Origin of the sequence: Micromonospora sp. NPDC002296, from assembly GCF_040296145.1 — a bacterium.
Classification (GTDB): domain Bacteria; phylum Actinomycetota; class Actinomycetes; order Mycobacteriales; family Micromonosporaceae; genus Micromonospora.
Window position 1 is genome coordinate 15,510 of sequence record NZ_JBEOWQ010000037.1, and the last position, 23,194, is coordinate 38,703.

16 protein-coding genes and 1 pseudogene are annotated in these 23,194 nt (G+C 73.9%); 12 read left to right on the forward strand and 5 right to left on the reverse strand.

The window, feature by feature from the left end:
- Positions 1–84 precede the first annotated feature (84 nt).
- The 4 genes and pseudogenes from ABT023_RS23215 (at position 85) to ABT023_RS23230 (ending at position 4,647) form a co-directional block, all read left to right on the forward strand.
- Positions 85–1,083, forward strand: coding sequence for a phosphate acyltransferase PlsX (locus ABT023_RS23215; protein ID WP_350888526.1), 999 nt, complete (start codon positions 85–87; stop codon positions 1,081–1,083).
- Positions 1,084–1,186: 103 nt separating this feature from the next.
- Positions 1,187–1,912: pseudogene (rnc, locus tag ABT023_RS23220) on the forward strand (ribonuclease III); the annotation flags it as partial.
- Positions 1,913–2,108: 196 nt separating this feature from the next.
- Positions 2,109–2,966, forward strand: a complete 858-nt coding sequence (mutM, locus tag ABT023_RS23225; RefSeq protein ID WP_350888495.1) for a bifunctional DNA-formamidopyrimidine glycosylase/DNA-(apurinic or apyrimidinic site) lyase — start codon at positions 2,109–2,111, stop codon at positions 2,964–2,966.
- A 181-nt stretch (positions 2,967–3,147) separates the two neighbouring features.
- Complete coding sequence (locus ABT023_RS23230; RefSeq protein ID WP_350888496.1) at positions 3,148–4,647, forward strand: MFS transporter; 1,500 nt, start codon at positions 3,148–3,150, stop codon at positions 4,645–4,647.
- Between the two features lie 156 nt (positions 4,648–4,803).
- Here ABT023_RS23230 and ABT023_RS23235 read toward each other — a convergent pair whose 3' ends face one another.
- Complete coding sequence (locus tag ABT023_RS23235) at positions 4,804–5,649, reverse strand: endo alpha-1,4 polygalactosaminidase (protein WP_350888497.1); 846 nt, start codon at positions 5,647–5,649, stop codon at positions 4,804–4,806.
- 134 nt (positions 5,650–5,783) lie between these two features.
- Positions 5,784–7,088, reverse strand: a complete 1,305-nt coding sequence (locus ABT023_RS23240) for a CAP domain-containing protein (protein WP_350888498.1) — start codon at positions 7,086–7,088, stop codon at positions 5,784–5,786.
- Positions 7,089–7,443: 355 nt separating this feature from the next.
- Here ABT023_RS23240 and ABT023_RS23245 point away from each other — a divergent pair, with 355 nt between their 5' ends.
- The 3 genes from ABT023_RS23245 (at position 7,444) to ABT023_RS23255 (ending at position 12,180) form a co-directional block, all read left to right on the forward strand.
- A complete protein-coding gene (locus tag ABT023_RS23245; RefSeq protein ID WP_350888499.1) occupies positions 7,444–7,638 on the forward strand; it encodes a hypothetical protein in 195 nt (64 codons plus the stop codon).
- Positions 7,639–7,945: 307 nt separating this feature from the next.
- Positions 7,946–11,560, forward strand: coding sequence for a chromosome segregation protein SMC (gene smc, locus ABT023_RS23250; RefSeq protein ID WP_350888500.1), 3,615 nt, complete (start codon positions 7,946–7,948; stop codon positions 11,558–11,560).
- A complete protein-coding gene (locus ABT023_RS23255) occupies positions 11,560–12,180 on the forward strand; it encodes an HAD family hydrolase (protein WP_350888501.1) in 621 nt (206 codons plus the stop codon). Before smc ends, ABT023_RS23255 begins: the two co-directional genes overlap by 1 nt.
- Before the next feature lie 25 nt (positions 12,181–12,205).
- On the opposite strand, the gene ABT023_RS23260 is transcribed toward ABT023_RS23255, so the two are convergent.
- The 3 genes from ABT023_RS23260 to ABT023_RS23270 form a co-directional block, all read right to left on the reverse strand.
- Complete coding sequence (locus ABT023_RS23260) at positions 12,206–12,727, reverse strand: DinB family protein (protein WP_350888502.1); 522 nt, start codon at positions 12,725–12,727, stop codon at positions 12,206–12,208.
- Positions 12,728–12,925: 198 nt separating this feature from the next.
- On the reverse strand, positions 12,926–14,431 hold the full coding sequence (locus ABT023_RS23265; RefSeq protein WP_350888503.1) for a DUF8189 domain-containing protein: 1,506 nt from the start codon (positions 14,429–14,431) through the stop codon (positions 12,926–12,928).
- A 230-nt stretch (positions 14,432–14,661) separates the two neighbouring features.
- Positions 14,662–16,377: an alkaline phosphatase D family protein gene (locus tag ABT023_RS23270; protein ID WP_350888504.1), complete on the reverse strand. Its 1,716-nt coding sequence runs from the start codon at positions 16,375–16,377 to the stop codon at positions 14,662–14,664.
- A gap of 146 nt (positions 16,378–16,523) precedes the next feature.
- Between ABT023_RS23270 and ftsY the strand changes: the two genes are divergently transcribed.
- The 5 genes from ftsY to ABT023_RS23295 all read left to right on the forward strand — a co-directional run bounded on the left by ftsY (position 16,524) and on the right by ABT023_RS23295 (position 23,055).
- Positions 16,524–17,714 (forward strand): signal recognition particle-docking protein FtsY, encoded by a 1,191-nt coding sequence (gene ftsY, locus ABT023_RS23275; protein ID WP_350888505.1) that lies wholly within the window; start codon positions 16,524–16,526, stop codon positions 17,712–17,714.
- A gap of 7 nt (positions 17,715–17,721) precedes the next feature.
- Positions 17,722–18,585 carry an aminoglycoside phosphotransferase family protein gene (locus ABT023_RS23280; RefSeq protein WP_350888506.1) on the forward strand — a complete coding sequence of 288 codons (864 nt, stop codon included), beginning with the start codon at positions 17,722–17,724 and terminating at the stop codon, positions 18,583–18,585.
- 280 nt (positions 18,586–18,865) lie between these two features.
- On the forward strand, positions 18,866–20,278 hold the full coding sequence (locus tag ABT023_RS23285; RefSeq protein ID WP_350888507.1) for an ammonium transporter: 1,413 nt from the start codon (positions 18,866–18,868) through the stop codon (positions 20,276–20,278).
- A gap of 25 nt (positions 20,279–20,303) precedes the next feature.
- The gene (locus ABT023_RS23290) at positions 20,304–20,642 is read left to right on the forward strand and encodes a P-II family nitrogen regulator (protein ID WP_174537509.1); all 339 of its coding nucleotides are present in this window, start codon (positions 20,304–20,306) and stop codon (positions 20,640–20,642) included.
- A 16-nt stretch (positions 20,643–20,658) separates the two neighbouring features.
- Entirely contained in the window at positions 20,659–23,055 is a 2,397-nt protein-coding gene (locus ABT023_RS23295; protein ID WP_350888508.1) for a [protein-PII] uridylyltransferase, read from the forward strand.
- Positions 23,056–23,194 lie beyond the last annotated feature (139 nt).

Sequence of the window (23,194 nt, forward strand, 5' to 3'; positions counted from 1 at the left end):
GGTCGGGTGGCGCGTGCATCCTGGCGATCGCCCGGTGCCCCGGCTCCCGCCGTGGCCGGCCGGCCCGTTCCGGCCGACGTCCCGGTGGAGCCGGGCACCGTGCGGATCGCCGTTGACCTCCTCGGCGGGGACGACGCTCCCGCCGTCGTGGTTGACGGCGCTCTGCGTGCCATGCGCGCCGACCCGGACCTGCACCTCCTGCTCGTCGGCCCCGCCGAGGTCGCCGACGGGCTGATCGGTGCCCTCGACCCGGTGCAGCGCACCCGGATCACGGTCCGGCCGGTGCGGGCCGCCGTCGGCATGGCCGATCACCCGGTCGCCGCCCGGGGTGACAGCACCGTGCGGGCGGCGGTCACCGCCGTCCGCGACGGGACCGCCGACGCGATGGTCTCCGCCGGCGCCACCGGCGCCACCGTCACCGCCGCCGCACTGGGTCTCGGCCGCTGGCCGCACGTGCGACGGCCGGCGCTGGTGGCCACCCTGCCGGCGGTCGCCGGCCCGGTGGTGCTGCTCGACGTCGGCGGCTCCCTGGAACCCGGCCCCGCCGCGCTGGCCCGGCACGCCGTGCTCGGTGCGGCCTATGCGGCCGTCGCGCACGGGGTGGCCGAGCCCCGGGTCGGGTTGCTGTCCGTGGGGACCGAGGCCGGCAAGGGGGACCGGCTGCGGCGCACCGCCGATCCGATGCTCGCCGCCGTGCCGCTGCCCCACGGAGCGCGCTACGTCGGCCTCGTCGAGGGGTACGACATCGCCTCCGGCGCGCGCGCCGACGTGGTGGTGACCGACGGCTTCACCGGCAACGTGCTGCTCAAGGCGATCGAGGGCGCGTACGCGATGGCCGGCGGGCCGCCCGCCGGCGGCGGTGTCCCACGGGCGGCGGCCCTGCTGGGGGTGGCCGGGACGGTGGTCGTCTGCCACGGCGCGGCCCGGGGGGACGACGTCGCCTCCGGCATCGCCCTGGCCGCCCACCTATGGCGTCGGCGGGCCACCGAAACGGTCTCCGCGCTGCTCGGTCGTGCTCCGCAAACCCCCGCCCAACCCGGTGACCACGCCGATCGCACCACCGACACCGAGGTGAGTCTGTGACCGCCCGTCCCGTCCCGGCCCGACCGGCCGCGTGTTCCGCGCCGGCCCCGGGGGGCCCGCCGCGCGCGGCCCGCCCGGTCGCGAACGAAGAGGTAACCGCATCATGACCAACGACAAGCGGCGGCGGGCCCCCGTCGGCCACCTGGAGTCCGCCTTCGGGGTCTCGCTGAACCCGGAACTGCTGGAGCGGGCCCTGACCCACCGCTCGTACGCGTACGAGAACGGCGGCCTGCCCACCAACGAGCGGCTGGAGTTCCTCGGCGACTCGGTGCTCGGCGTGGTGATCACCACCGCGCTCTTCCACAACCACCCCGATCTGCCCGAGGGGCAGCTCGCGAAGTTGCGGGCGAGCGTGGTGAACATGCGCGCGCTCGCCGACGTGGCGCGTGGGCTGGGCCCGGACGGGCTGGGCGCGTATCTGCTGCTGGGCAAGGGCGAGGAGAGCACCGGCGGCCGGGACAAGGCGAGCATCCTCGCCGACACCCTGGAGGCCCTGCTCGGTGCGATCTACCTCCAGTACGGCCTCGACACCACCGCGATCGTGATCCACCGGCTGTTCGATCCGCTGATGGCGGAGTCGGCCGGTCGGGGTGCCGCGCTGGACTGGAAGACCAGCCTGCAGGAGCTGACCGCCGCGCTGGGGCTGGGCGTCCCGGAGTACCGGATCGAGGGCACCGGCCCCGATCACCTCAAGACGTTCACCGCCTGGGTGGTGGTCGCCGGCAACCGCTACGGCGGGGCGGAGGGGCGCAGCAAGAAGGAGGCCGAGCAGCGGGCCGCCGAGTCCGCCTGGCGGGAGCTGACCGCCCAGGCCGAGCGGGACCAGGCCGAGCGGGACGCCGCCGAGCTGACCGCCCAGGCCGAGCGGGTCGCCGCCGAGCGGGCGGCGACCGAACAGTCGGCGGCCGGAGAGGCCGGTACGCCGGCGGCGGTGGGGGCGCGCGCGCCCGACGGGGCGAACGGGTCCGCCGCGGACCCGGCCGGCGGCAGCGGGCTGGACGCCCGAGCGGCCGACGAGGCGGGCCGTGCCTGAGCTGCCCGAGGTCGAGACCGTCCGGCAGGGCCTGGCCCAGTGGGTCACCGGCCGGCGGATCGCCACCGTCGAAGTGCGCCACCCCCGGGCGGTCCGCCGCCACCTGGCCGGCCCGGCGCACTTCGCCGACGTGCTGGCCGGGCGGACGGTGTGCGACGTGCGGCGGCGCGGCAAGTACCTGTGGCTGCCGCTGGACAGCGGTGACGCCATCGTCGGCCACCTCGGCATGTCCGGCCAGCTGCTGCTCCAGCCGGCCACGGCGGCCGACGAGCTGCACCTGCGGGTCCGGTTCCGGTTCGCCGACGACGGCCCCGAGCTGCGCTTCGTCGACCAGCGCACGTTCGGCGGGCTGTCGGTCTCCGAGGGCGGGGCGGAACTGCCGGGGGAGATCGCGCACATCGCCCGGGACCCGATGGACCCGGAGTTCTCCGACGACGCCTTCGTCACCGCCCTGCGCCGACGGCGTACCGAGGTGAAGCGGGCGCTGCTCGACCAGACCCTGATCTCCGGGGTCGGCAACATCTACGCCGACGAGGCGCTGTGGCGGACCCGGCTGCACGGCGCCCGGCCGACCGACGCGCTGACCGGGCCGACCACGCTGCGGCTCCTCGGCCACGTCCGCGACGTCCTCAGCGAGGCGATCACCGAGGGCGGAACCAGCTTCGACGCCCTGTACGTCAACGTGAACGGCGAGAGCGGCTACTTCGACCGCGCCCTCAACGCGTACGGCCGGGAGGGTGAGCCGTGCCGGCGGTGCGGGACGCCGATGCGCCGCGAGGCGTTCATGAACCGCTCCTCGTACAGCTGTCCCCGCTGCCAGCCCCGGCCCCGGGGTGCGCTCCGGGGGTGACCCTGGGCGGGCCGGACCGGCCCGACCGACCCCGCCGCCCGGGGTGTGTCCCGTCGACGCGACGGCAGGATTAGCCGCCCGGTCCGCGGGGCATCTGGGCCGCCATGGACGTACAGCGCATGCCGGCGGCCGGCCACCGCGCCGATGCCCCGGGCGAACCCGAATCCCCGCGGAGCCGGCCATGAGCGCCGACGTGCGGACCGGCACCGTGCGGACCAACGTGCCGGCCCGGCTCGATCGGCTCCCGTGGTCCCGCTGGCACTGGATGATCGTCATCGGCCTCGGCACGGTGTGGATCCTCGACGGCCTAGAGGTCACCATCGTCGGCAACCTCTCCGGCAAGCTGGCCGAGCCGGGCAGCGGCCTGAACATCACCCAGAGCCAGGTCACCGGCCTGGCCGCCGCGCTCTACGTGGCCGGCGCCTGCACCGGCGCGCTCTTCTTCGGCTGGCTCACCGACCGGTTCGGCCGGAAGAAGCTGTTCCTGCTGACGCTGGGCGTCTACCTGGTCGCCACCGCGATGACCGCGCTCTCCTTCGACACCTGGTGGTTCTTCCTGTTCCGGTTCCTGACCGGCATGGGCATCGGCGGCGAGTACGCGGCGATCAACTCCGCGATCGACGAGCTGATCCCGGCCCGGCACCGGGGCCGGATCGACATCATCATCAACGGCACCTTCTGGCTGGGTGCCGCGCTGGGCGCGCTGCTGACCGTGCCGCTGCTCAACGGCCTGCCCACCGGCGTCGGCTGGCGGGTGGCGTTCGGCCTCGGCGCGGTGCTGGGGGTGGTGGTCCTGCTGGTCCGCCGGCACGTGCCCGAGAGCCCACGGTGGTTGTTCATCCACGGCCGGGGCGAGGAGGCCGAGCGGCTGGTCGACTCCGTCGAGCGGGAGGTGGAGCGGGAGACCGGCCGGAAACTCGACGCCGCCGACAGCTACCTCGAGATCCGCCAGCGCCGCAGCACCGGCTTCCTGACCATCGCGAAGACCCTCTTCGCCCGGTACCCGAAGCGCGCCGTCCTCGGCTTCTCGCTCTTCGTCGGGCAGGCGTTCCTCTACAACGCCATCACCTTCGGCTTCGCCCAGATCCTGGAGACCTTCTTCGAGGTGCCGCCGGGCAACAGCGGCTACTACTTCGCGGTGATCGCGGTCGGCAACCTGCTCGGTCCGCTGCTGCTGGGCCGGCTCTTCGACACGGTCGGCCGGGTGCCGATGATCGCCGGGTCGTACATCATCTCCGGCCTGCTGTTGCTCGGCACCGCGTGGCTGTTCCACGACGGGGTGCTCAGCGCGACCACGATGACCGCCTGCTGGTGCGCGGTGCTCTTCTTCGCCTCCGCGGGGGCCAGCGCGGCGTACCTGACGGTCAGCGAGATCTTCCCGATGGAGACCCGGGCCATGGCGATCGCGTTCTTCTACGCGATCGGCACCGCCGCCGGCGGCATCACCGGCCCGCTGCTGTTCTCGAAGCTGGTCGGCAGCGGCCAGGTCGGCGACACCGTGCTCGCCTTCGTGATCGGCGCCTCCGTGATGATCGTCGGCGGCATCGTCGAGCTGGTCCTCGGCGTCCAGGCCGAGGGGAAGTCGCTGGAGGAACTGGCGACGCCGTTGAGCGCCGAGGAGGCCGGCGTGCCCCGGCAGCGCGGGGCGGACGACGCCGCGACCCCGGCCGCCACCGGCTGACGCGCCACACGCCGCGACGCCGCTCCCGCCGCCCGGGGGCGGCGTCGCCGTGCCGGGACCACCCCGGGGGTACGCCGCGACCGGCCCCGGGTGCGCCTGCCGGGCGCACGGTCCGGCGGGACACAGCGACGTGCCGAGTCGTGCTGGCCCGGACGGTCATGGGGCGGCCGGGCACGGTGCCCGCCACGCGTCGAGCAGGCGGTCCTTGCGCATCGAGGCGAAGCCGTACCCGACCGTGGCCACGCAGAACTCGGTGGGGTCGCCGGTGTACTCGACGTGGAACACCGGCTTCCCGGCGTCGGCGAACGGCAGCAGCTTGGCGCACCGGCGCAGCCGGACGCACTCCTCGTCGACCGCGAAGTCGAAGTCCGGCGCCAGCGCGGCCACCTGCGGCACGTCGCCGAGCAGGCCGGGGGAGAGGCTCAGCGTACGGGCCAGCGCGGCGACCCGCCGGTTGAACAGCAACTGGTCGTCGAAGTCCAGGGGGAGGCCGGGCCGGCGGGCGTACCCGTCGGCGTCGGCCAGCGCCACCGCGCCGAAGCCCTTGCCCCGGCAGAGCCTGAACCGGTCGGCGAGGATCGGTTCCAGCACGTCCCACCGCCGGACGTCCACCCAGCGGGTGCCCGGCCGCAGGCCCGCCCCGCCGCGCACCGCCGCCGGGTACCGGTCGGCGTCGGGGTCCGTCCCGGCGTACGAGCCGACGGCGACCTGACAGACCAGCCGGCGGTCCCGGGCGCGCAGCGCCGCGGTCTCGGTGGCGGTGGTACGCACCGGGTCGAGCAGGAACACGTCCGCGTCGACCGTGGTGTCGAGCGGCCCGTTGAGCTGCCACTGCCACCGCCAGTGCCGGGCCGAGTCGGCCGGCCACGGGGTGGGCGCGCCCGGCGGGAGCAGGTCCGCCCGGCAGCCGTACGCCGTCGTGAGCAGCGCCACCGCGACGAGGGACCGCAGCAGCCGGCCCGGCCCACGCCCCAGGCCGGGCGAGCGCAGCCGGATCCGCATCGGCAGCTCCCGGGGAGCTGGCGGCCCCCGGCCGCCCGGTCGGGCCCGCCGCTCCCACGTACCGCCTCGGCGGGCCTCACCCGGTGCAACGAACGTGACCCCGGCGACGACTCGCCCGGGTCACGTTCGTCGCCTCAGCGCGGGGTGCCGAAGTCCTGCGTCCAGTACGGCCCGTTGCTGGTGGCCACGCCGACGCCGATCTCCGTGAACGAGCAGTTCAGGATGTTGGCCCGGTGCCCGGAACTGTTCATCCAGGCGTTCATCACCGCGGCCGGGGTCTGCTGGTTCCAGGCGACGTTCTCGCCGTACGCGCGCCAGGCGTACCCGACCCGGTCGAGCCGGGTGCCGACGCCGCTGCCGTCGCTGCCGTCGTGCGACATCTTCCGGTGGTCGGCCTGGTCCTGGCTGTGCGCCTGGGCGGCGGTCGTCAGCTTGCTGTTGATCTTCAGTGCGCCGCAGCCGGCCTTGGCCCGTTCGGCGTTGACCAGGTCGACGACCTGCCGCGCCTGGCTGCTGACGCCCGTCCCGGCGACGCTGCGGGACGCCGTCGCCGGGGTGCTGCGGTGGTTGCTCCGCGACGCGGCGGTGGACCGGCTGGGCGTCGGCGTCGGCTTGGCGGTCCGGCTCGGCGTGGTCGACGGACGGGCGGTGGTGGGTGCGGCGCTCGGCGAGAGGGCTGCCGGCGCGGGCGTCGCGCCGGGGTCGGCCGGCGCGGCGGCGACCGGGCCGTCGGCGGCGGCCGGGTCGGTCCGCGGGTCGTCCCCGCCCGGCAGGGCCAGGGCGCCGACGCCGAGGCTGACGACCAGGGTGGCCGCCGCGGCGGCCCCGCCGATCAGCAGCGGGCGCGGGAACCGGCGGGCCGGCCGGTGCCGCCCCTCGCCGTCGGCCGGGGCGTTCCCGGCCCGGCCTCCCCGGTGCGTCGTGAGTCCCGCCTGCGGCCCGCCGGCCTCCGACGCGCCGGGCCCGACGACCGGCACGACCCGGGTGCGCTCCGCGTCCCCCGGCCCGTCGGCGGGCCGGTCGTGCCACGGTTCGGTCGGCTGGCTGTGCCACTGCCCGGTCGGCTGGTCGTGCCACGGTTCGGTCGGCTGGCTGTGCCACGGCTCGGCGTCGGGCTGCCACGGCTCGCCGTCCGGCCGTCGTGGCTCGCGCGCGGGCTGCCACCGGCCGGTGGGCTCCTCCCGCCGGGGCTCGCCGCCCGGTCGCTCCCACCGGGTGGTGGGCTGCCGCGCCCATGGCCGGTCGTCGGGCCCCGCCCGGTGCGGATCGGCGGCCCACCGGTCACCCGGCTGGTCCGGCTCGTCCCCGAACAGGTACGCCGACCGCGGCTCGGGCCGGTCGGTCAGCCAGGCGGGCTTGCCGGCCGGGGATTCCTCACGCCGCCGGGCGCCCTCCGGGTCGTTCGGGTCGTTCGGGCCATACACGCCTGTCGCCTCCACGGGTCGGTTGCGGACCGGGCTGAACCTACGGGTGCGGCGCGAGCTGCGGCAACGTGGCTAAGGAAGAGTTAAGCGAATCCTGCTCGCACGGATGGCCACTTCCGGTGATCCGAGGCGTACAGTTAACGCGTCCGGACAGAGCGTGTCCGTGCCTGGTGGCAGCCCCCGACAAGTGGACCGGCAGACGTGGAGATGATCTACGGCCTGCGGGAACTTGACGAATGGCGGTTGTCGGCTCAATATGTAGGTGTCGCCAGTCGCGCCCGGTCATGCCCAGAATCGCTGGGAATGACAGCCGCGAACGAGTGGGCGCGCGTTGGCCGGTCTTTCTGGCAGCGCATATCAAGGAGTCAGTATGGCGAAGGCCCTCTACGGCCACGTAGGTGCAGCGCCCGATCGGCGTCTGCTCGACGAGGTCACCCGACTGCGGTCCAGGGTTCAGGCACTGGAGTTCGAGATCACGCGCCTGCGTGCCGAGAATGATCGGCTCGCGGCGGCTGTGGCGGAGACGGACGATTTGCTCCGTCTGGCCGAGCCGGCGCTGACCTGATCTTCGGTTGTCGGACAACTGAATCGCACCACGCAAAATCGCGCGCCGACACTTATGTGCCGGCGCGCCGCCATGTCCGGGCCATTCCCCGGCACCATTTCCTGATCTTGAATAATTGATCAAGGTTCGGTCCGGCGATCCGTCCGATCCGTACCGGGACGCCCGACGTCGGCCGCGACGGGCCGGTGGAGAACGGCCGCCCGGGGCGGGTCGCGTGTCCGGCCCCCGGCGAGGGCGGGTTAGTCTGCGGGTCACCAGGTCCGCGCAGCCCACGACGGTCGGCGACCACCGGACGAGGATCGAGAAGGTGTATCTCAAGAGCCTGACGGTGAAGGGGTTCAAGTCCTTCGCCTCCGCGACGACGCTGAAGCTGGAGCCCGGGATCACCTGCGTGGTGGGCCCGAACGGCTCCGGCAAGTCCAACGTCGTCGACGCCATCGCCTGGGTGCTCGGCGAGCAGGGCGCCAAGGCGCTGCGCGGCGGCAAGATGGAGGACGTCATCTTCGCCGGCACCGCCGGGCGGTCGCCGCTGGGCCGGGCCGAGGTCACCCTCACCATCGACAACACCGACGGCGCGCTGCCGATCGAGTACACCGAGGTCTCCATCACCCGCCGGATGTTCCGCTCCGGCGAGAGCGAGTACGAGATCAACGGCGACTCCTGCCGCCTGCTCGACATCCAGGAGCTGCTGTCGGACTCCGGCATCGGCCGGGAGATGCACATCATCGTCGGGCAGGGCCGGCTCGACGGGATGCTGCACGCCAAGCCGGAGGACCGGCGGGCGTTCATCGAGGAGGCGGCCGGCGTCCTCAAGCACCGCAAGCGCAAGGAAAAGGCGCTGCGGAAGCTGGACGCGATGCAGACCAACCTCAACCGGCTCACCGACCTCACCGCCGAGCTGCGCCGTCAGCTCAAGCCGCTGGGGCGGCAGGCCGAGATGGCCCGGCGGGCCGCCGCGATCCAGGCCAACCTGCGCGACGCCCGGCTGCGGCTGCTCGCCGACGACCTGGCCACCCTGCGCGCCACCCTGGACAAGGAGATCGCCGACGAGAGCGCCCTGCGCGAGCGGCGCGAGCAGATCGAGGCGGAGCACGTCGAGGTGCAGGGCCGGCTCGGTGAGCTGGAGGCGGCACTGGCGGAGGACGCCCCGCTGCTGGCTGCCGCCCAGGACACCTGGTACAAGCTCTCCGCGCTGTCCGAGCGGTTCCGCTCCATCGAGCAGCTCGCCCGGGAGCGGCTGCGTCACCTCAGCGCCACCGGCGACGACGAGCGCCCCGGCCGCGACCCCGACCAGTTGGAGGCCGAGGCCGAGCGAATCCACGAGCAGGAGGAGGAGCTGCGGGCGGCGCTCACCGACGACCAGATCCGGCTCGCCGAGGCCGTCGAACACCGGCAGGAGCTGGAACGGCAGCTCGCCGCCGCCGAGCGGGAACTGGTCGCGGCGGCCAAAGCCATCGCCGACCGGCGCGAGGGACTGGCCCGGCTCACCGGCCAGGTGAACTCGGCGCGGGCCCGCACCACCAGCGCCGGTGAGGAGATCGACCGGCTCGCCGCCGCGCACGCCGACGCCCTGGCCCGCGCCGCGCAGGCGCAGGCCGACCTCGACGCGGTGGCCGAACAGTCCACCGAGGCCGACCGGGACAACGCCGACCTCGACGCCCGGCACGCCGAGGCGGTCGCGGTGCAGGAGAAGGCGCAGGCAGCGGTCCGGTCCCTCGCCGACGCCGAGCGGGCCGTCGAGAAGGACGCCGCGACGCACAAGGCACGCGAGGAGGCGCTCGCCACCGGGCTGCGCCGCAAGGACGGTGCGGGCGCGCTGCTCGCCCGCGCCGACGAGGTGCCCGGCCTGCTCGGCAGCCTGGCCGGGCTGCTCAGCGTCGCCCCCGGCCACTCCGCGGCGCTCGCCGCGGCGCTCGGCGGGCTCGCCGACGCGGTCGCCGTCAGCGGCGTCGACGAGGCGGTCGAGGCGATGCGGCTGCTGAAGATCGCCGACGCCGGTCGGGCCGGTCTGCTGGTCGGCAGCCCCGCCGGGCCGGGCATGACCGGGTCGGCCGACGCGCTGCGCCCGAAGCTGCCCGAGCACGCCCGCTGGGCCCCCGACCTGGTCGAGTGCTCGGCCGAGCTGCGCCCGGCCGTGCACCGGGCGCTGCGCGACGTGGTGCTGGTCGACGACCTCGCCGCCGCGTCCGAGCTGGTCGCCGGGAACCCGGAGCTGCGCGCGGTCACTCCCGACGGTGACGTGGTCGGGGCGTACGCGGCGGCCGGCGGGTCGGCCAAGGCACCCAGCTTCATCGAGGTGCAGGCCGCCGTGGAGGAGGCCCGGGCCAACCGGACGGCCGCGGAGCGGGCCGCCGCCGAGCTGCGCGACCAGCTCCGCGAGGCGCGCGCCGAGGTGGCCGCCGCGAAGGAGGTGGTGCAGCATGCCGCCGCCGCGAGGCGGGAGGCCGAGAGCCACCGCAACGCCGCCGCCCGTCGGCTCGCCGAGCTGGGCGCCGCCGCCCGGTCGGCGAAGGCGGAGACCGACCGGCTCGGCGACTCCCGATCCCGCGCCGAGGCGGCCCGGGAACGCGACCTGACCGCCCTGGCCGAGCTGGCGGAACGGCTCCGGCTGGCCGAGTCCACCCCGCTCGACGCCGAGCCGTCCACCGAGGAGCGCGACCAGCTCGCCGCGATGGTGCCGCGGGCCCGGCAGAACGAGATGGAGGTCCGGCTCGCGGTGCGTACCGCCGAGGAGCGGGTCTCCTCGATCGCCGGCCGGGCCGACTCGCTGCGCCGGCAGGCCACCGCCGAGCGGGCCGCGCGGGAGCGCGCGGCGGCCCGCCGGGCCGCCCGGGCCCGGGGCGCGGACATCGCCCGCGCGGTCGCCGGCGGCGCCCGCGAGGCGCTGGCCCGGTTGGCCACCACGATCGCGCGGGCCGAGGAGCACCGGGACGCCGTGGCCCGCGAGCGCGCCACCCGGGAGGCCGAGCTGTCCGAGGTGCGCGGCGCGGCCAAGCGCCTCGGCGCGGAGCTGGAGCGGCTGACCAGCCAGGTGCACCGGGACGAGGTGGCCCGCGCCGAGCAGCGGCTGCGCATCGAGCAGTTGGAGGCGAAGGCCGCCGAGGACTTCGGCCTGGACGTGGAGACCCTGGTCGCCGAGTACGGCCCGCACCAGCCCGTACCGCCGACGCAGGCGGACGTGGCGGCGGCCGAGCGGGACGGGCTGCCGGTGCCCGAGCCGGTCGCCTACGAGCGCCCGGTGCAGGAGAAGCGGGCCGCCAAGGCGGAGCGGGAGCTGGCCCTGCTGGGCAAGGTGAACCCGCTCGCGCTGGAGGAGTTCGCCGCGCTGGAGGAGCGCTTCAAGTTCCTCACCGAGCAACTGGAGGACCTCAAGGCCACCCGCCGGGACCTGCTCACCGTGGTCAAGGACGTCGACGAGCGGATCCTGGAGGTCTTCGCCAGTGCGTTCGCCGACACCGCCCGGGAGTTCGAGCAGGTATTCACGGTGCTCTTCCCCGGCGGCGAGGGTCGGCTGATCCTCACCGAACCCGACGACCTGCTCATCACCGGCGTGGAGGTGGAGGCCCGTCCGCCGGGCAAGAGGATCAAGCGGCTCTCCCTGCTCTCCGGCGGCGAGCGGTCGCTGACCGCGGTGGCCATGCTGGTGGCGATCTTCCGGGCCCGGCCCAGCCCGTTCTACATCATGGACGAGGTGGAGGCGGCCCTCGACGACGTCAACCTGGGCCGGTTGATCACTTTGCTGGCACAGTTGCGGGAGAAGAGTCAGCTGATCGTCATCACGCACCAGAAGCGGACGATGGAGATCGCCGACGCCCTGTACGGCGTGACCATGCGCAACGGGGTGACCCAGGTGATCAGCCAACGGCTCAACCGGGCCGACGGGGACGACGAGCGGCGTGGCCGCGGCGAGGAGAACGAGTAGTGGGTCGGGAACGGGCGACGGCGCTCCTGGTGGATTTCGACGGCGTCCTGCGGCGGTGGGACCCGGCGGTGGCCGCCGGGGTGGAGCGGGAGTACGGCCTGTCCGAGGGCGTGCTCACCGAGATCGCCATGCATTGGGGGCGGCTCCAACCGGTGCTGACCGGCAAGGTCAGCCACGCCGACTGGATGACCAGCGTCTCCGACGCCCTGACCGACTCCGTGGGCGACCCCGAGCGGGCCCGTGCCGCCGTCGAGCAGTGGCAGCGCTACCGCGGCGAGGTGGACCCCGAGGTGCTCGACTTCGTCCGCGAGGCGCGGGCCGGCGGCATCCGGGTCGGGCTCGGCACGAACGCCACCGACCTGCTCGACGCCGACCTCGTCGCGCTCGGCCTGGTCGGTGAGCTGGACGTGGTGGTCAACTCCTCGAAGATCGGGGTGCACAAGCCGGCGAAGGAGTACTTCCAGGCCGCCTGCGAGGCGCTGGGGACCCCGCCGGCCCGGGTGCTCTTCGTCGACGACGAGGACCGGTCGATCCGGGGCGCCCGCGTCGCCGGGCTGTCGGCGCTGCGCTGGAGCGGCCCGGCCGACCTGCGCTACCTGCGGGCCGCGCTGGCCTCCTGAAGGCGTGCGGCGGCGGCCGGGCCGGTCACTCGCCGGTGCGGCCGTCGATCCTTTCGCGGATCAGGTCGGCGTGGCCGTTGTGCCGGGCGTACTCCTCGATCAGGTGCACGTAGACCCAGCGCAGGTTGAACGTCCGGCGCTTCGGGCCGACCTCGGTGAAGGTCTCGTCGAGCGACCGGCCGGTGGTGGCGGCGCGGGCCAGCGCGATCTCCCGATGGTAGGTGGCGAAATCGGCCGCTGCGTCGGCGGCGCTCACGTCGTGGTCGGCGTCCGGGTTGTCTGGCGTGTAGTAGGGGTAGTCGACCCGCTCACCGGCGAAGCTCTCCCGGAACCACCAGGCCTCCACCTCGGCCAGGTGCCGGACCAGGCCGAGCAGGGTGAGCCCCGAGGGCTCGACGCTCGGCGTGCGTAGCTGCTCCGCGGTCAGCCCGGCGCACTTGAGCAGCAGGGTCTGCCGGTGGTAGTCCAGCCAGCCCTCCAACATGGTGCGCTCGTCGCCGACGTAGGGCTCGGGGGTCCGGGTGATCTCCGGTGCTCGCCAGGTCATGCCGGTCATCCTCGCCGAGCACTCCGACAGTTCGCGACCGCATTGTCAGCACGGCACGACGACCGACCGGCCCGCCCGGGCTGGCCGGTCGGCTGACGGTGAGCGTTTCGCCTCGGGGTACGGCCAGGTGTGGCCGTACCCCGACGTACGTGGAGCGTTCCGGGTGCTGGTGTCAGCCCGCGGCCCGCGGGTGCTTCGTCAACGTTTGCCGACGATGGTCACCTGGGCGGAGCCCTCGGGCATGCCGGCGATGCTGACGCGGCTTCCGGCGGCCGTGGTCGGTGTGCCGACGCCGGTGAGTGGCTGGAGAGCGTCCCAACTGCCGTTGGGGTTGCGGATCTTGTGGTAGATGCCGTTGTCGGCGCCGACGAGGAGCATCTGGGCGGAGCCGTCGGGCAGGCCGGTGATGGCGACGTCCTTGCCGGCTGCGGGGGCTGAGGTGTTGTAGCCGCTGATGGGTTGGAATCCGGTCCAGGTGCCGTTGGGGTTGCGGATCTGGTGGTGGATGCCGTTGTTCGCGCCGACGATGAGGACCTGGGCGGAGCCGTCGGGCATTCCGGCGATGCTGACGTTGCTGCCGGCGGCCGTGGTGGGGGTGCCCACGCCGGGCAGCGGTTGCAGGGCGGTCCAGGTGCCGTTGGGGTTGCGGATCTTGTGGTAGATGCCGTTGTCGGCGCCGACGAGGAGCATCTGGGCGGAGCCGTCGGGCAGGCCGGTGATGGCGACGTCCTTGCCGGCTGCGGGGGCTGAGGTGTTGTAGCCGCTGATGGGTTGGAATCCGGTCCAGGTGCCGTTGGGGTTGCGGATCTGGTGGTGGATGCCGTTGTTCGCGCCGACGATGAGGACCTGGGCGGAGCCGTCGGGCATTCCGGCGATGCTGACGCGGCTGCCGGCGGCCGTGGTGGGGGTGCCCACGCCGGGCAGCGGTTGCAGGCCGGTCCAGGTGCCGTTGGGGTTGCGGATCTTGTGGTAGATGCCGTTGTCGGCGCCGACGATGAGGAGGTGGGCGGAGCCGTCCGCCATTCCGGCGATCGCCATGTCGCGTGCCTGGCCGGGCGCTGTCGTCCCGTAGCCGGCCAACGGCTGGAACCCGGTCCACGACCTGTCCGGGTAACGCGACTGGTGGAACATCGGGCCGACGCTCGGGTCGGGGCCGGGGCCACCGGCCATGGCGGCGGCGACGTCGCGGCGCATCGCGTCGAGGTCGATGAAGGAGGGGTCGATCTTCCCGGTGGTGCTGGTCTCGCGGTGGCCCCGGGCGTAGCTGGCGTCGCGGCCCAGCGTGCGCAGCACCGCGGCGGTGGCCGCGACGGACGCGTTGTACTGGGCCTGGGTCATCGCCTGGTTGACACCGTTGTAGTCGATCTCCCACCCGATCAGCATCGTGTTGCCGCTGCCCGCGGGGATGGGTCCGCTGCCCCGGCTGTTGCCGGCGTGGTTGGCGCGGTTGGCGGAGATCAGGTGGAACACGCCGTTGTAGTCAACCAGCGCATGACACAGCGGACCGGGCAGGTCGGATCGGCCGTTGATGCAGACGCCCAGTGCCGGTGCCGGTCTGCTCGGGCTGGATGTGGCGGCGGTGTGGTGCCACAGCACCCCGATCGGGGCGAACGAGCCGCTGACACCCCGCGAGCGCCAGTCTCCTTCCTCGACAACCGCGACGCCGGCTGCTCGCAGGACATCGGCAAGCCAGGGAATCCCCATGCAATTCTTCCTTCCACCCAAGGGGTGACCATGCCCTCACACAGCAAGGGCAGAGAGTGTTCTGACGGAACACCGGAAGATCATCGCTGTTGAATGTCTCGTTCTGGCATCAGTCACGCACCCGCCGCGGGTATGGGCAGGTCGACCACGCCACGGAGTGGAACGGGGCAAAGGCGCGATTCGATGCCGCACAAAGAAAACTGCCGAAACCCCGGGCGGTACGGCGGAGGTCAGCCGCCGGACGTGAGGCGCTGCCGCATCACCTCACGCAGGTGGCCCGCGCTGGTGGTGCCCTCGACGGTCACCTCGGCCGTCCGCCCGGCGTGTACCAGCGTGGCGACCGCGTTGCCGAAGTACGGCCCGGCCAGCCGCTTCCACCGCAACGGCGGGCGGCGAACCCCGGCGGTGCGGGCGAGGGCCCGGGTGGCCCCGGCCGGTCCGGGCGACCAGCCCAGCTTCATCAGCGGGCGCATCCCGGCGGGCACCTGGTTGTGGATGGGTGAGCAGGTGAGCTGGTGCACCGGGGTGACCACGTCCGGGTCGTCGAACCGCGCCCGCGCCACGTACGAGTGGTGCACGTCACCGGAGAGCACGCTGATCGACGCCGGTGGCGCGTACGCCGGCCCGGCCCCGACCCGCTCGCCGGGCTCGCCGGGGGTGCCGCTGCCGATGCGGGCGAAGAGGGCGCCGAGCGCGTCGAACGAGCGGCGGAACGCGGCCCAGTGCTCCAGGTCCAGCGCCCGGCGCAGCTTCTCCGACAGCCGGGCGACCCGGCGCTGTCGGGAGTCGGCGAGCTTCTCGTTCCACGCCTCCACGTGGTGGATGCCCGGCGGCAGCAGCCAGGGCAGGGACGCGCCGACCACGAGGTGGTCGTAGACGCCGTGGGCGCGGTCGAGGAACCACGACCACTCGCCCGGGGGCAGCATCGCCCGCTGGCCGGGCTCCAGCACCCGGCTGCACCGGTTGTCCAGCATGACCAGCCGGGTCCGGCCCAGGTCCAGCGCGTAGCTCCACTGGTACTGCACGGCCCGCCAGCGCTCGGTGTCGTGGGCGAGGTCGGCCTCGGTGTCGACCCGCTTCCCGAACTCGCGCAGCACGTCGGTGGCGTTCCCCGCCGCGCTGACGCTGGCGAAGACCGGGTCGGCGGCGATCTCGTCGGGGGAGAGGTTGCCCAGGTGCTGGTAGACCCAGTACGAGGCGAGGCCGCTGCTGATCCGCTCCGCCCACCAGGGCTGTTCGCGCATGTCGGCCCGCCACTCGGCCGAGGTGTTCCAGTCGTCGATGATCTCGTGGTCGTCGAAGATCATCACGCTCGGGACCGTGGAGAACAGCCAGCGGATCTCCGGGTCCCGCCACGACTCCAGGTAGAGCTTCGTGTACTCGTCGAAGCTGACCACTTGGTCGCCCGGCGCGCCCTTGGGCCGCCGCCGGCGTCGCTTCAGCAGCCGCCGGACCGTGGGGGAGGTCACGTCGGCGTAGACCTGGTCGCCGAGCAGCACCAGCAGGTCGGGCTGGGCGGCGGCCTGGTCCGGCTCGGTCATCAACCGCCGGGCGTACGCGTCGAGCGCGTCCGGGGGCAGCTTGCGGGCGGTCGAGTGCTGGGTGGTCTCCCGGCAGGAGCCGAACACCAGACGCACCGGCTGGTCCCGGTCGTCGGCGGCCCGGGTGCGGATGACGCTGGGCGGGAAGCCGCCCTGCGGCTCCGGCCAGGCCACCTCGTCGTCGACCAGCACCTCGTACGTCGTCGCGCTGTCCGGGGTGAGCCCCGTCACCACGACGAGCGCGTAGTGGTGGTCGTACGCCGAGAAGGTGGCCGCGGCGCCCTCGGCGCCGTCTGCCGTGCGGACCCGGACCGTCGCGGGCGCACTGGTCTCCACCCAGACCGTGGCCCGCGTGTCGACGACCCGGCGCAGCAGCGGGCCGATGAGCAGGCGGGGAGCCGGCATGGGTGACCTCCAGGGTGAGCCGATCTCATCATTTCTACCCGGTCGGCGGCTGTGCCAGCCACGGCTGGGCGAGCGTACCCGCAGCTCGGTCGCCCGCCGGGTGCGGTGGCTGGGACGCCGTCGCCGGCATCTGACAGGATTTCGGCATGACGGAATACCTCCTCATCGCGCTCGCCCTGCTCGGCGTGCTGATCCTCGGCGGCCTCGGGCTCGTGGTGCCACGGCTGCGCCGGCGCCCCGAACCGCCGCTGCCGGAGACGGAGGTGGACACCCGGGCCGAGGAGGACCTCGCCGGACCGCCCGTCGAAGCACCCGAGTCCGACCTCTCCACCGGGATCCTGGTCGAGCCGCCGCCCGTGCTGGAGGCGCCCGCGCCCACCGTCGAGGTGCCCGAGCCGACCGCCGGCCGGCTGGTCCGGCTGCGTTCCCGGTTGTCCCGCTCGCAGAACGCCTTCGGCAAGGGCCTGCTCGGGCTGCTCTCCCGCGACCACCTCGACGAGGACGCCTGGGAGGAGATCGAGGACAGCCTGATCACCGCCGACGTCGGAATCGACGCCACCCGGGACATCGTCGACCGGCTTCGGGAACGGACCCGGGTGCTCGGCACCCGGTCCGCCACCGAGCTGCGCGCCCTGCTCGCCGCCGAACTGGTCAACGCCCTCGACCCGAGCCTGGACCGGTCGCTGCGGACCGCCCCGAAGGAGGGCGTCCCGGCGGTGCTGCTGGTGGTCGGGGTCAACGGCGCCGGCAAGACCACCACCTGCGGCAAGATCGCCCGGGTGCTGGTCGCCGACGGCCGTACCGTGCTGCTGGGCGCGGCCGACACCTTCCGCGCCGCCGCCGCCGACCAGCTGGAGACCTGGGGCGGCCGGGTCGGCGCGGAGACCGTCCGCGGCCCGGAGGCCGCCGACCCGGCCAGCGTGGCCTTCGACGCGGTCAAGCGGGGCATCGACACCGGCGTGGACACCGTGCTGATCGACACCGCCGGCCGGCTGCAGAACAAGGTCGGCCTGATGGACGAGCTGGGCAAGGTCAAGCGGGTGGTCGAGAAGCACGGCCCGATCGACGAGACCCTGCTCATCCTCGACGCCACCACCGGCCAGAACGGCCTTGAGCAGGCCCGGGTCTTCACCGAGGTGGTCAACGTGACCGGTGTGGTGCTGACCAAGCTCGACGGCACCGCCAAGGGCGGCATCGTGATCGCCGTGCAGCGCAAGCTCGGCATTCCGGTCAAGCTGGTCGGCCTCGGCGAGGGCAAGGACGACCTGGCCCCGTTCGACCCGGCGCAGTTCGTCGACGCGCTGCTCGGCACCGAGCCGCTCGCCCGGGACGCGTAACCTCGCAGTGACCAGTGACGATCGCGCCCACGCCGGATGGCGCGGGGACCGCCACCCGGCGCCGGGCCTCGGGAGACCGTACGTGACTTCGCAGGAGATCCCGCTGCACGGCGGGAACGTGAGCACCGTGGTCCGGGTGGGCGACACCGTCCGACGCAACGCCGGCCCATGGACCCCGTCCGTGCACGCCCTGCTGCGCCACCTGGAGTACGTCGGGTTCACCGGCGCTCCCCGGGCACTCGGGATGGACGAGCGCAACCGCGAGGTGCTGTCGTACCTGGAGGGGGAGTGCGGGGAGTACCCCCTGGCCCCGCACTGGGTCACCGACGAGGCGCTGGTCACGGTCGCCACCATGCTGCGGATGTTCCACGACGCCCAGTACGGCTTCGCCCCGCCGCCCGGCGCGGTGTGGCGCTCCTTCGGGCCGCCGCCGCCGGACACCGAGGTGATCTGCCACCACGACGCCGCCCCGCACAACGTCATCTGGCGGCCGGACGGCACCCTCGGGCTGATCGACTTCGACCTCGCCTCGCCGGGCGCGCGGATCTACGACGTGGCGTACGCGGCGTGGACCTGGGTGCCGATCTTCTCCGACCGGGACTCGATCACGCTGGGCTGGAACCGCCCGGACCGGCCGCGCCGGCTGCGGCTGTTCGCCGACGCGTACGGGCTGATCCCGCGCGACCGGCACCGGCTGGTCCGGACCATCCGCAAGCGCGTCGTCGACCACGTCGAGGGCATCCGCCGGATGGCCGCCGCGGGGGAGCCGGCGTTCGTCCGGATCGTGCACAAGGGTCACCTCCGACGCCCCATGCGCGACCTACGCCTGCTCGACTACGAACGCCACGCCCTGGAGTACGCCCTCCGCTGACCCCCACGCCGCCCGTCCGTACTCGCAGTCTCTGGGAAAGAGTGGCCATTCCGGCGGGAATGGCCACTCTTTCCGTGAGCGAGGGGCGGGGCGAGGCAGGAGGGGGGCTGGTGGGGACGGTGAGGGGTTCTTCACACGTATGAAACACAGCGTCACGGGTTGGAAATCGACCGGTGACGCTGAAGGAAACAGGCGACGACCAAGCTTCCGCGCAACCGGCGTACGGGCGACGTTGCCCCGGAAGCCGCGAAGGAGGGAACTTCACCTTTAGGAGGCCAGCGTGCCTGAAGCACCGACGATCGACGGCGCCAACACCGTTTGGCTGCTGGTTTCGACCGCGCTCGTGCTGCTCATGACGCCCGGGCTCGCGCTGTTCTACGGCGGGCTCAACCGGGCCAAGGGCGTGCTCAACATGATGATGATGAGCTTCTCCGCCATCGGGCTCATCTCTGTTCTGTGGTGGTTCTACGGCTTCAGCGTCGCCTTCGGGGCCGACGTGAACGGATTCTGGGGCGACCCGGGCGCGTACCTCGGCACCAAGACCTTCCTGGCCGAGACGGACCTGTGGGGCGCCACCGCGGAGAACCCCAGCGGCATCGGGGTCCCGCTCTACGTGTTCATGGCGTTCCAGATGGTCTTCGCGGTGATCACTGTCGCGCTGATCAGTGGCGCGATCTCCGACCGGGCGAAGTTCGGCGGCTGGCTGCTGTTCGCCTTCGGCTGGGCGACGCTGGTCTACTTCCCGGTCGCGCACTGGGTGTGGGGCGGCGGCATCATCGGCGGTGACATCCACGCGTTGGACTTCGCCGGTGGCACCGCGGTGCACATCAACGCCGGTGCGGCGGCCCTGGCCGTGGCGCTGGTGCTCGGCAAGCGGCTCGGCTGGCCCCGCGAGGGCATGAAGCCGCACAACATCCCGCTGGTCGCGCTCGGCGCCGGCCTGCTCTGGTTCGGCTGGTTCGGGTTCAACGCCGGCTCGGAGCTGACCGTCGACTCGGTCGCCGGGCTCGCGTTCATCAACACCCAGCTCGCCACCGCCGCGGCGGTGCTCGGCTGGCTCGCGGTGGAGTGGATCAAGGACAAGCGGCCGACCATGGTCGGTGCGTCCTCCGGCGCCGTCGCCGGCCTGGTCGCCATCACCCCGGCCTGTGGCTTCATCGCCCCCTGGGCCGCGGTCCTGCTCGGCATCGTCGCCGGCGTGGTCTGCGCGCTGGCCATCAGCCTGAAGTACAAGCTCGGCTATGACGACTCCCTCGACGTGGTCGGCGTGCACTTCGTCGGCGGCTGGATCGGGTCGCTGTGGCTCGGCCTGTTCGCCACCAACTCGGTCAACGCCGCGATCAGCGACGTGGTCGGCGCCTCCGACGGACTGTTCTACGGCGGCGGCGTCACCCAGCTCGGCCGTCAGGCGATCGCCGGCCTGATCGTGACCGTCTGGTCGTTCGCGGTCGCCTGGGTGCTCGCCTTCGTGATCGAGAAGACCATCGGCTTCCGGGTCAAGCCCGAGGCCGAGGTCGAGGGCATCGACATCGCCGAGCACGCCGAGAGCGGCTACGACCTCTCCCCGGCCGGTGGCAGCGGCAGCGGCGGCGCGTTCGCGCTCGCCGGGATCGGGACGCCGGGCGGTGCCGCCGGCACCAAGCCGGCCTCGGAGGAGCCCGCCGAGCCGGTCAGCGCGAAGGTCGCCGGTTAACGTTCCTGGGATGGAGGGGTTGGACATGAAGCTGGTGACCGCGGTCATCAAGCCGTACCAGCTGGACGCGGTGAAGGAGGCTCTGCACGCCCTCGGGGTGGCCGGGCTGACCGTCAGCGAGGTCCAGGGGTACGGCCGGCAGAAGGGGCACACCGAGGTCTACCGGGGTGCCGAGTACACCGTCGAGTTCCTGCCCAAGATCCGGGTGGAGGTGCTGACCGACGAGATCGACGTCGACAAGATCGTCGACGCCATCGTCGGGGCCGCCCGGACCGGCAAGATCGGCGACGGCAAGGTGTGGGTCACGGGCGTCGAGGAGGTGGTCCGGGTCCGCACGGGCGAACGCGGCCTCGACGCCCTCTAGGGCCGGAACACGGGAGATGACCTCGTTGATCAAGAGGAATACGTCGGAAAGCGCCGGTGACGGTGACGCGGACCTCTTGATCAACGAGGTCGTTGGCGTTGTCGGGGGGCTCGGGGAAGGGGCTCGGAGGGCTCGGGCGGGAGCGTTTGAGCGGTGGCTGGGCGGGTTGGTGCCGTGGCCGGGCGGGGTGGCGTTGGTTGCCGTGGGAGGGCTCGGGCGGCGGGAGTGTGCGCCGTACGGGGACCTTGACCTGGTGTTGCTGCATGCCGGGGTGGGCGGGATGGACGAGTTGGCTCCGAAGCTGTGGTACCCGATCTGGGATGCGGGGCTGCGGCTGGACCACTCGGTGCGTACCGTCGCCGAGGCGCTCTCGGTGGCCCAGGACGACGTCAAGGTCGCCCTCGGCCTACTCGACGCCCGGTTCGTCGCCGGGGACCGGGAACTGGCCGACACCCTGGCCCGGACCGCCACCGACCACTGGCGGCGCACCGCCGTCCGCCGCCTCCCGGGCCTGCGGGAGATCACCACCGCCCGCTGGCAGGCCCACGGCGAGTTGGCCTTCCTGCTGGAGGGCGACCTCAAGGAGGCCGCCGGCGGGCTGCGCGACGTGGGCATCCTGCGGGCCATCGCCGCCGCCGGCATCACCGACGCGCTGCGCCCCGCCGTCCGGGCCGCCCACCTGCGCCTGCTGGACACCCGCGACGCCCTGCACGAGCAGGCCGGCCGCCGAATCGACCGGCTGGTCGCCCAGGAACGCGACGGGGTCGCAGCCCGGCTCGGGCTACGGCAGCCCGGTGCGTCCGACGCCGCGCAGCGGCCTGAAGCCGTCGGGGGACAGCTCCAGCCCGGGCCGGGGCCCGACGACGGCGACGCGCTGCTGCGCCGGGTCGCCGGGGACGCCCGTACGATCAGCCACGCCCTCGACGACGCCTGGCGGGCCGCCGACCGGCTGCGCTCCGGCCGCCGCCGGGGCATCGATTCCCGGCCGGTGCGCCGCCCGGTCGCCCGGGACGTCGTCGAGCACGACGGGGAACTGGTGCTGGCCCGCACCGCCATCGGCGCGCGCCCCGACCCGAGCCTGTCGCTGCGGATGGCCGCCGCGGCGGCCATCACCCGGCTGCCGATCGCCCGGGCCACCTGCGAGTGGCTGGCCGCGTACTGCCCGCCGCTGCCGTCGCCGTGGCCCGCCGAGGCGCGCGCCGCGCTGATCACCCTGCTCGGGGCCGGTCCCGGCCTGGTGCCCGCCTGGGAGACCTGCGACCGGTACGGGCTGGTCGACGGCTGGCTGCCCGAGTGGACCAGGATGCGCAGTCTGCCCCAGCACAACCCGGTGCACCGGTACACCCTCGACCGGCACCTCGTGCAGGCCGCGTGCGAGGCCGGGCGGCACACCCGGGAGGTGGACCGGCCGGACCTGCTGCTGCTCGGCGCGCTCCTGCACGACATCGGCAAGGGGCTGCCGGGCGTGGGTGCCGCCGGGCGGGCCGGCAGGCATGAGCCCGCCCACGCGGACCACAGCACCGTGGGCGCGCCGCTGGCCGAGGCCGTGGCCGCCCGGATCGGCCTGCCCGGGCCCGAGGTGGTGCTGATCGGCACGCTGGTCCGGCTGCACCTGCTCCTGCCCGACGTGGCCACCCGCCGCGACCTGTCCGACCCGGTGACCATCGCCCGGGTCGCCGAGCAGGTCGGCGACCCGACCACCCTGGACCTGCTGCACGCCCTGGTCCGAGCCGACGCGGCGGCCACCGGCCCGGCCGCCTGGTCGGACTGGAAGGGCCGGCTCGTCGCCGAGCTGGTCACCCGGGTCCGCACGGCGCTGGACACCGGCGTGCTGCCCGCCCCGCCCGCCCCGGACCCGGCGCTGATCGCCGGGCCACTGCCGGTCGTACACCTGACCGGGGACCGGGTGGCGGTGGCCGCGGCCGACCGGCGGGGGCTGCTCGCGACGGTGGCCGGCTGTCTGGCCCTGCACCGGCTGGAGGTGCTCGCCGCGGACGCCGCCACGGTCGACGGCCGGGCCCTGGTCGAGTGCCGGGTGCAACCCCGGTACGGTCTGCCGCCCGACCCGATCGCGCTCGGCGGCGACCTGCGCCGGGCGGTGGCCGGCGACGTCTCGGTCACCCAGCGCCTGCGCGGCCGGGCCCTCGCGGCGCGCGGCAGTGGGGCGGCGCCCCGGGTGGTCTGGCACCGGGAGGCGGCCACCGGCGCGGTGCTGCTGGAACTGCGCGCCGCCGACGCGGCCGGGCTGCTGTACCGGGTGACCTGCGCCCTCGACGAGGCCGGCGCCCAGGTCCGCGCGGCCCGGATCTCCACCCTCGGCGGCGACGTGGTGGACGCCTTCTACCTGGTCGGCGGCTGGCCCCCCGACGACGAGCGGGCCCGCCTGGAGGCCGCAGTCCTGGCCGCCGTGTGAAAGGCCGCCCCGGCCGCCGTGTGCGGGGTCGCCCCGGCCGCCGGGCGCGGCGGGACCGGCCGTCCCCGCCCGGGGGCCGGCTCCCCGTCGCCGCGATCCCGCCGCTCGGCGGCGGGGCCGAAGCGCGGCCACGGTCGGC

Coding starts and splice junctions, on each gene's coding strand:
- ABT023_RS23230 (WP_350888496.1), top strand. CDS start 3,148: ATGAGCGCCGACGTGCGGACCGGCACCGTGCGGACCAACGTGCCGGCC.
- ABT023_RS23235 (WP_350888497.1), bottom strand. CDS start 5,649: ATGCGGATCCGGCTGCGCTCGCCCGGCCTGGGGCGTGGGCCGGGCCGG.
- ABT023_RS23265 (WP_350888503.1), bottom strand. CDS start 14,431: ATGGGGATTCCCTGGCTTGCCGATGTCCTGCGAGCAGCCGGCGTCGCG.
- ABT023_RS23295 (WP_350888508.1), top strand. CDS start 20,659: ATGACCTCGTTGATCAAGAGGAATACGTCGGAAAGCGCCGGTGACGGT.
- ftsY (WP_350888505.1), top strand. CDS start 16,524: ATGACGGAATACCTCCTCATCGCGCTCGCCCTGCTCGGCGTGCTGATC.
- ABT023_RS23290 (WP_174537509.1), top strand. CDS start 20,304: ATGAAGCTGGTGACCGCGGTCATCAAGCCGTACCAGCTGGACGCGGTG.
- ABT023_RS23270 (WP_350888504.1), bottom strand. CDS start 16,377: ATGCCGGCTCCCCGCCTGCTCATCGGCCCGCTGCTGCGCCGGGTCGTC.
- ABT023_RS23245 (WP_350888499.1), top strand. CDS start 7,444: ATGGCGAAGGCCCTCTACGGCCACGTAGGTGCAGCGCCCGATCGGCGT.
- ABT023_RS23260 (WP_350888502.1), bottom strand. CDS start 12,727: ATGACCTGGCGAGCACCGGAGATCACCCGGACCCCCGAGCCCTACGTC.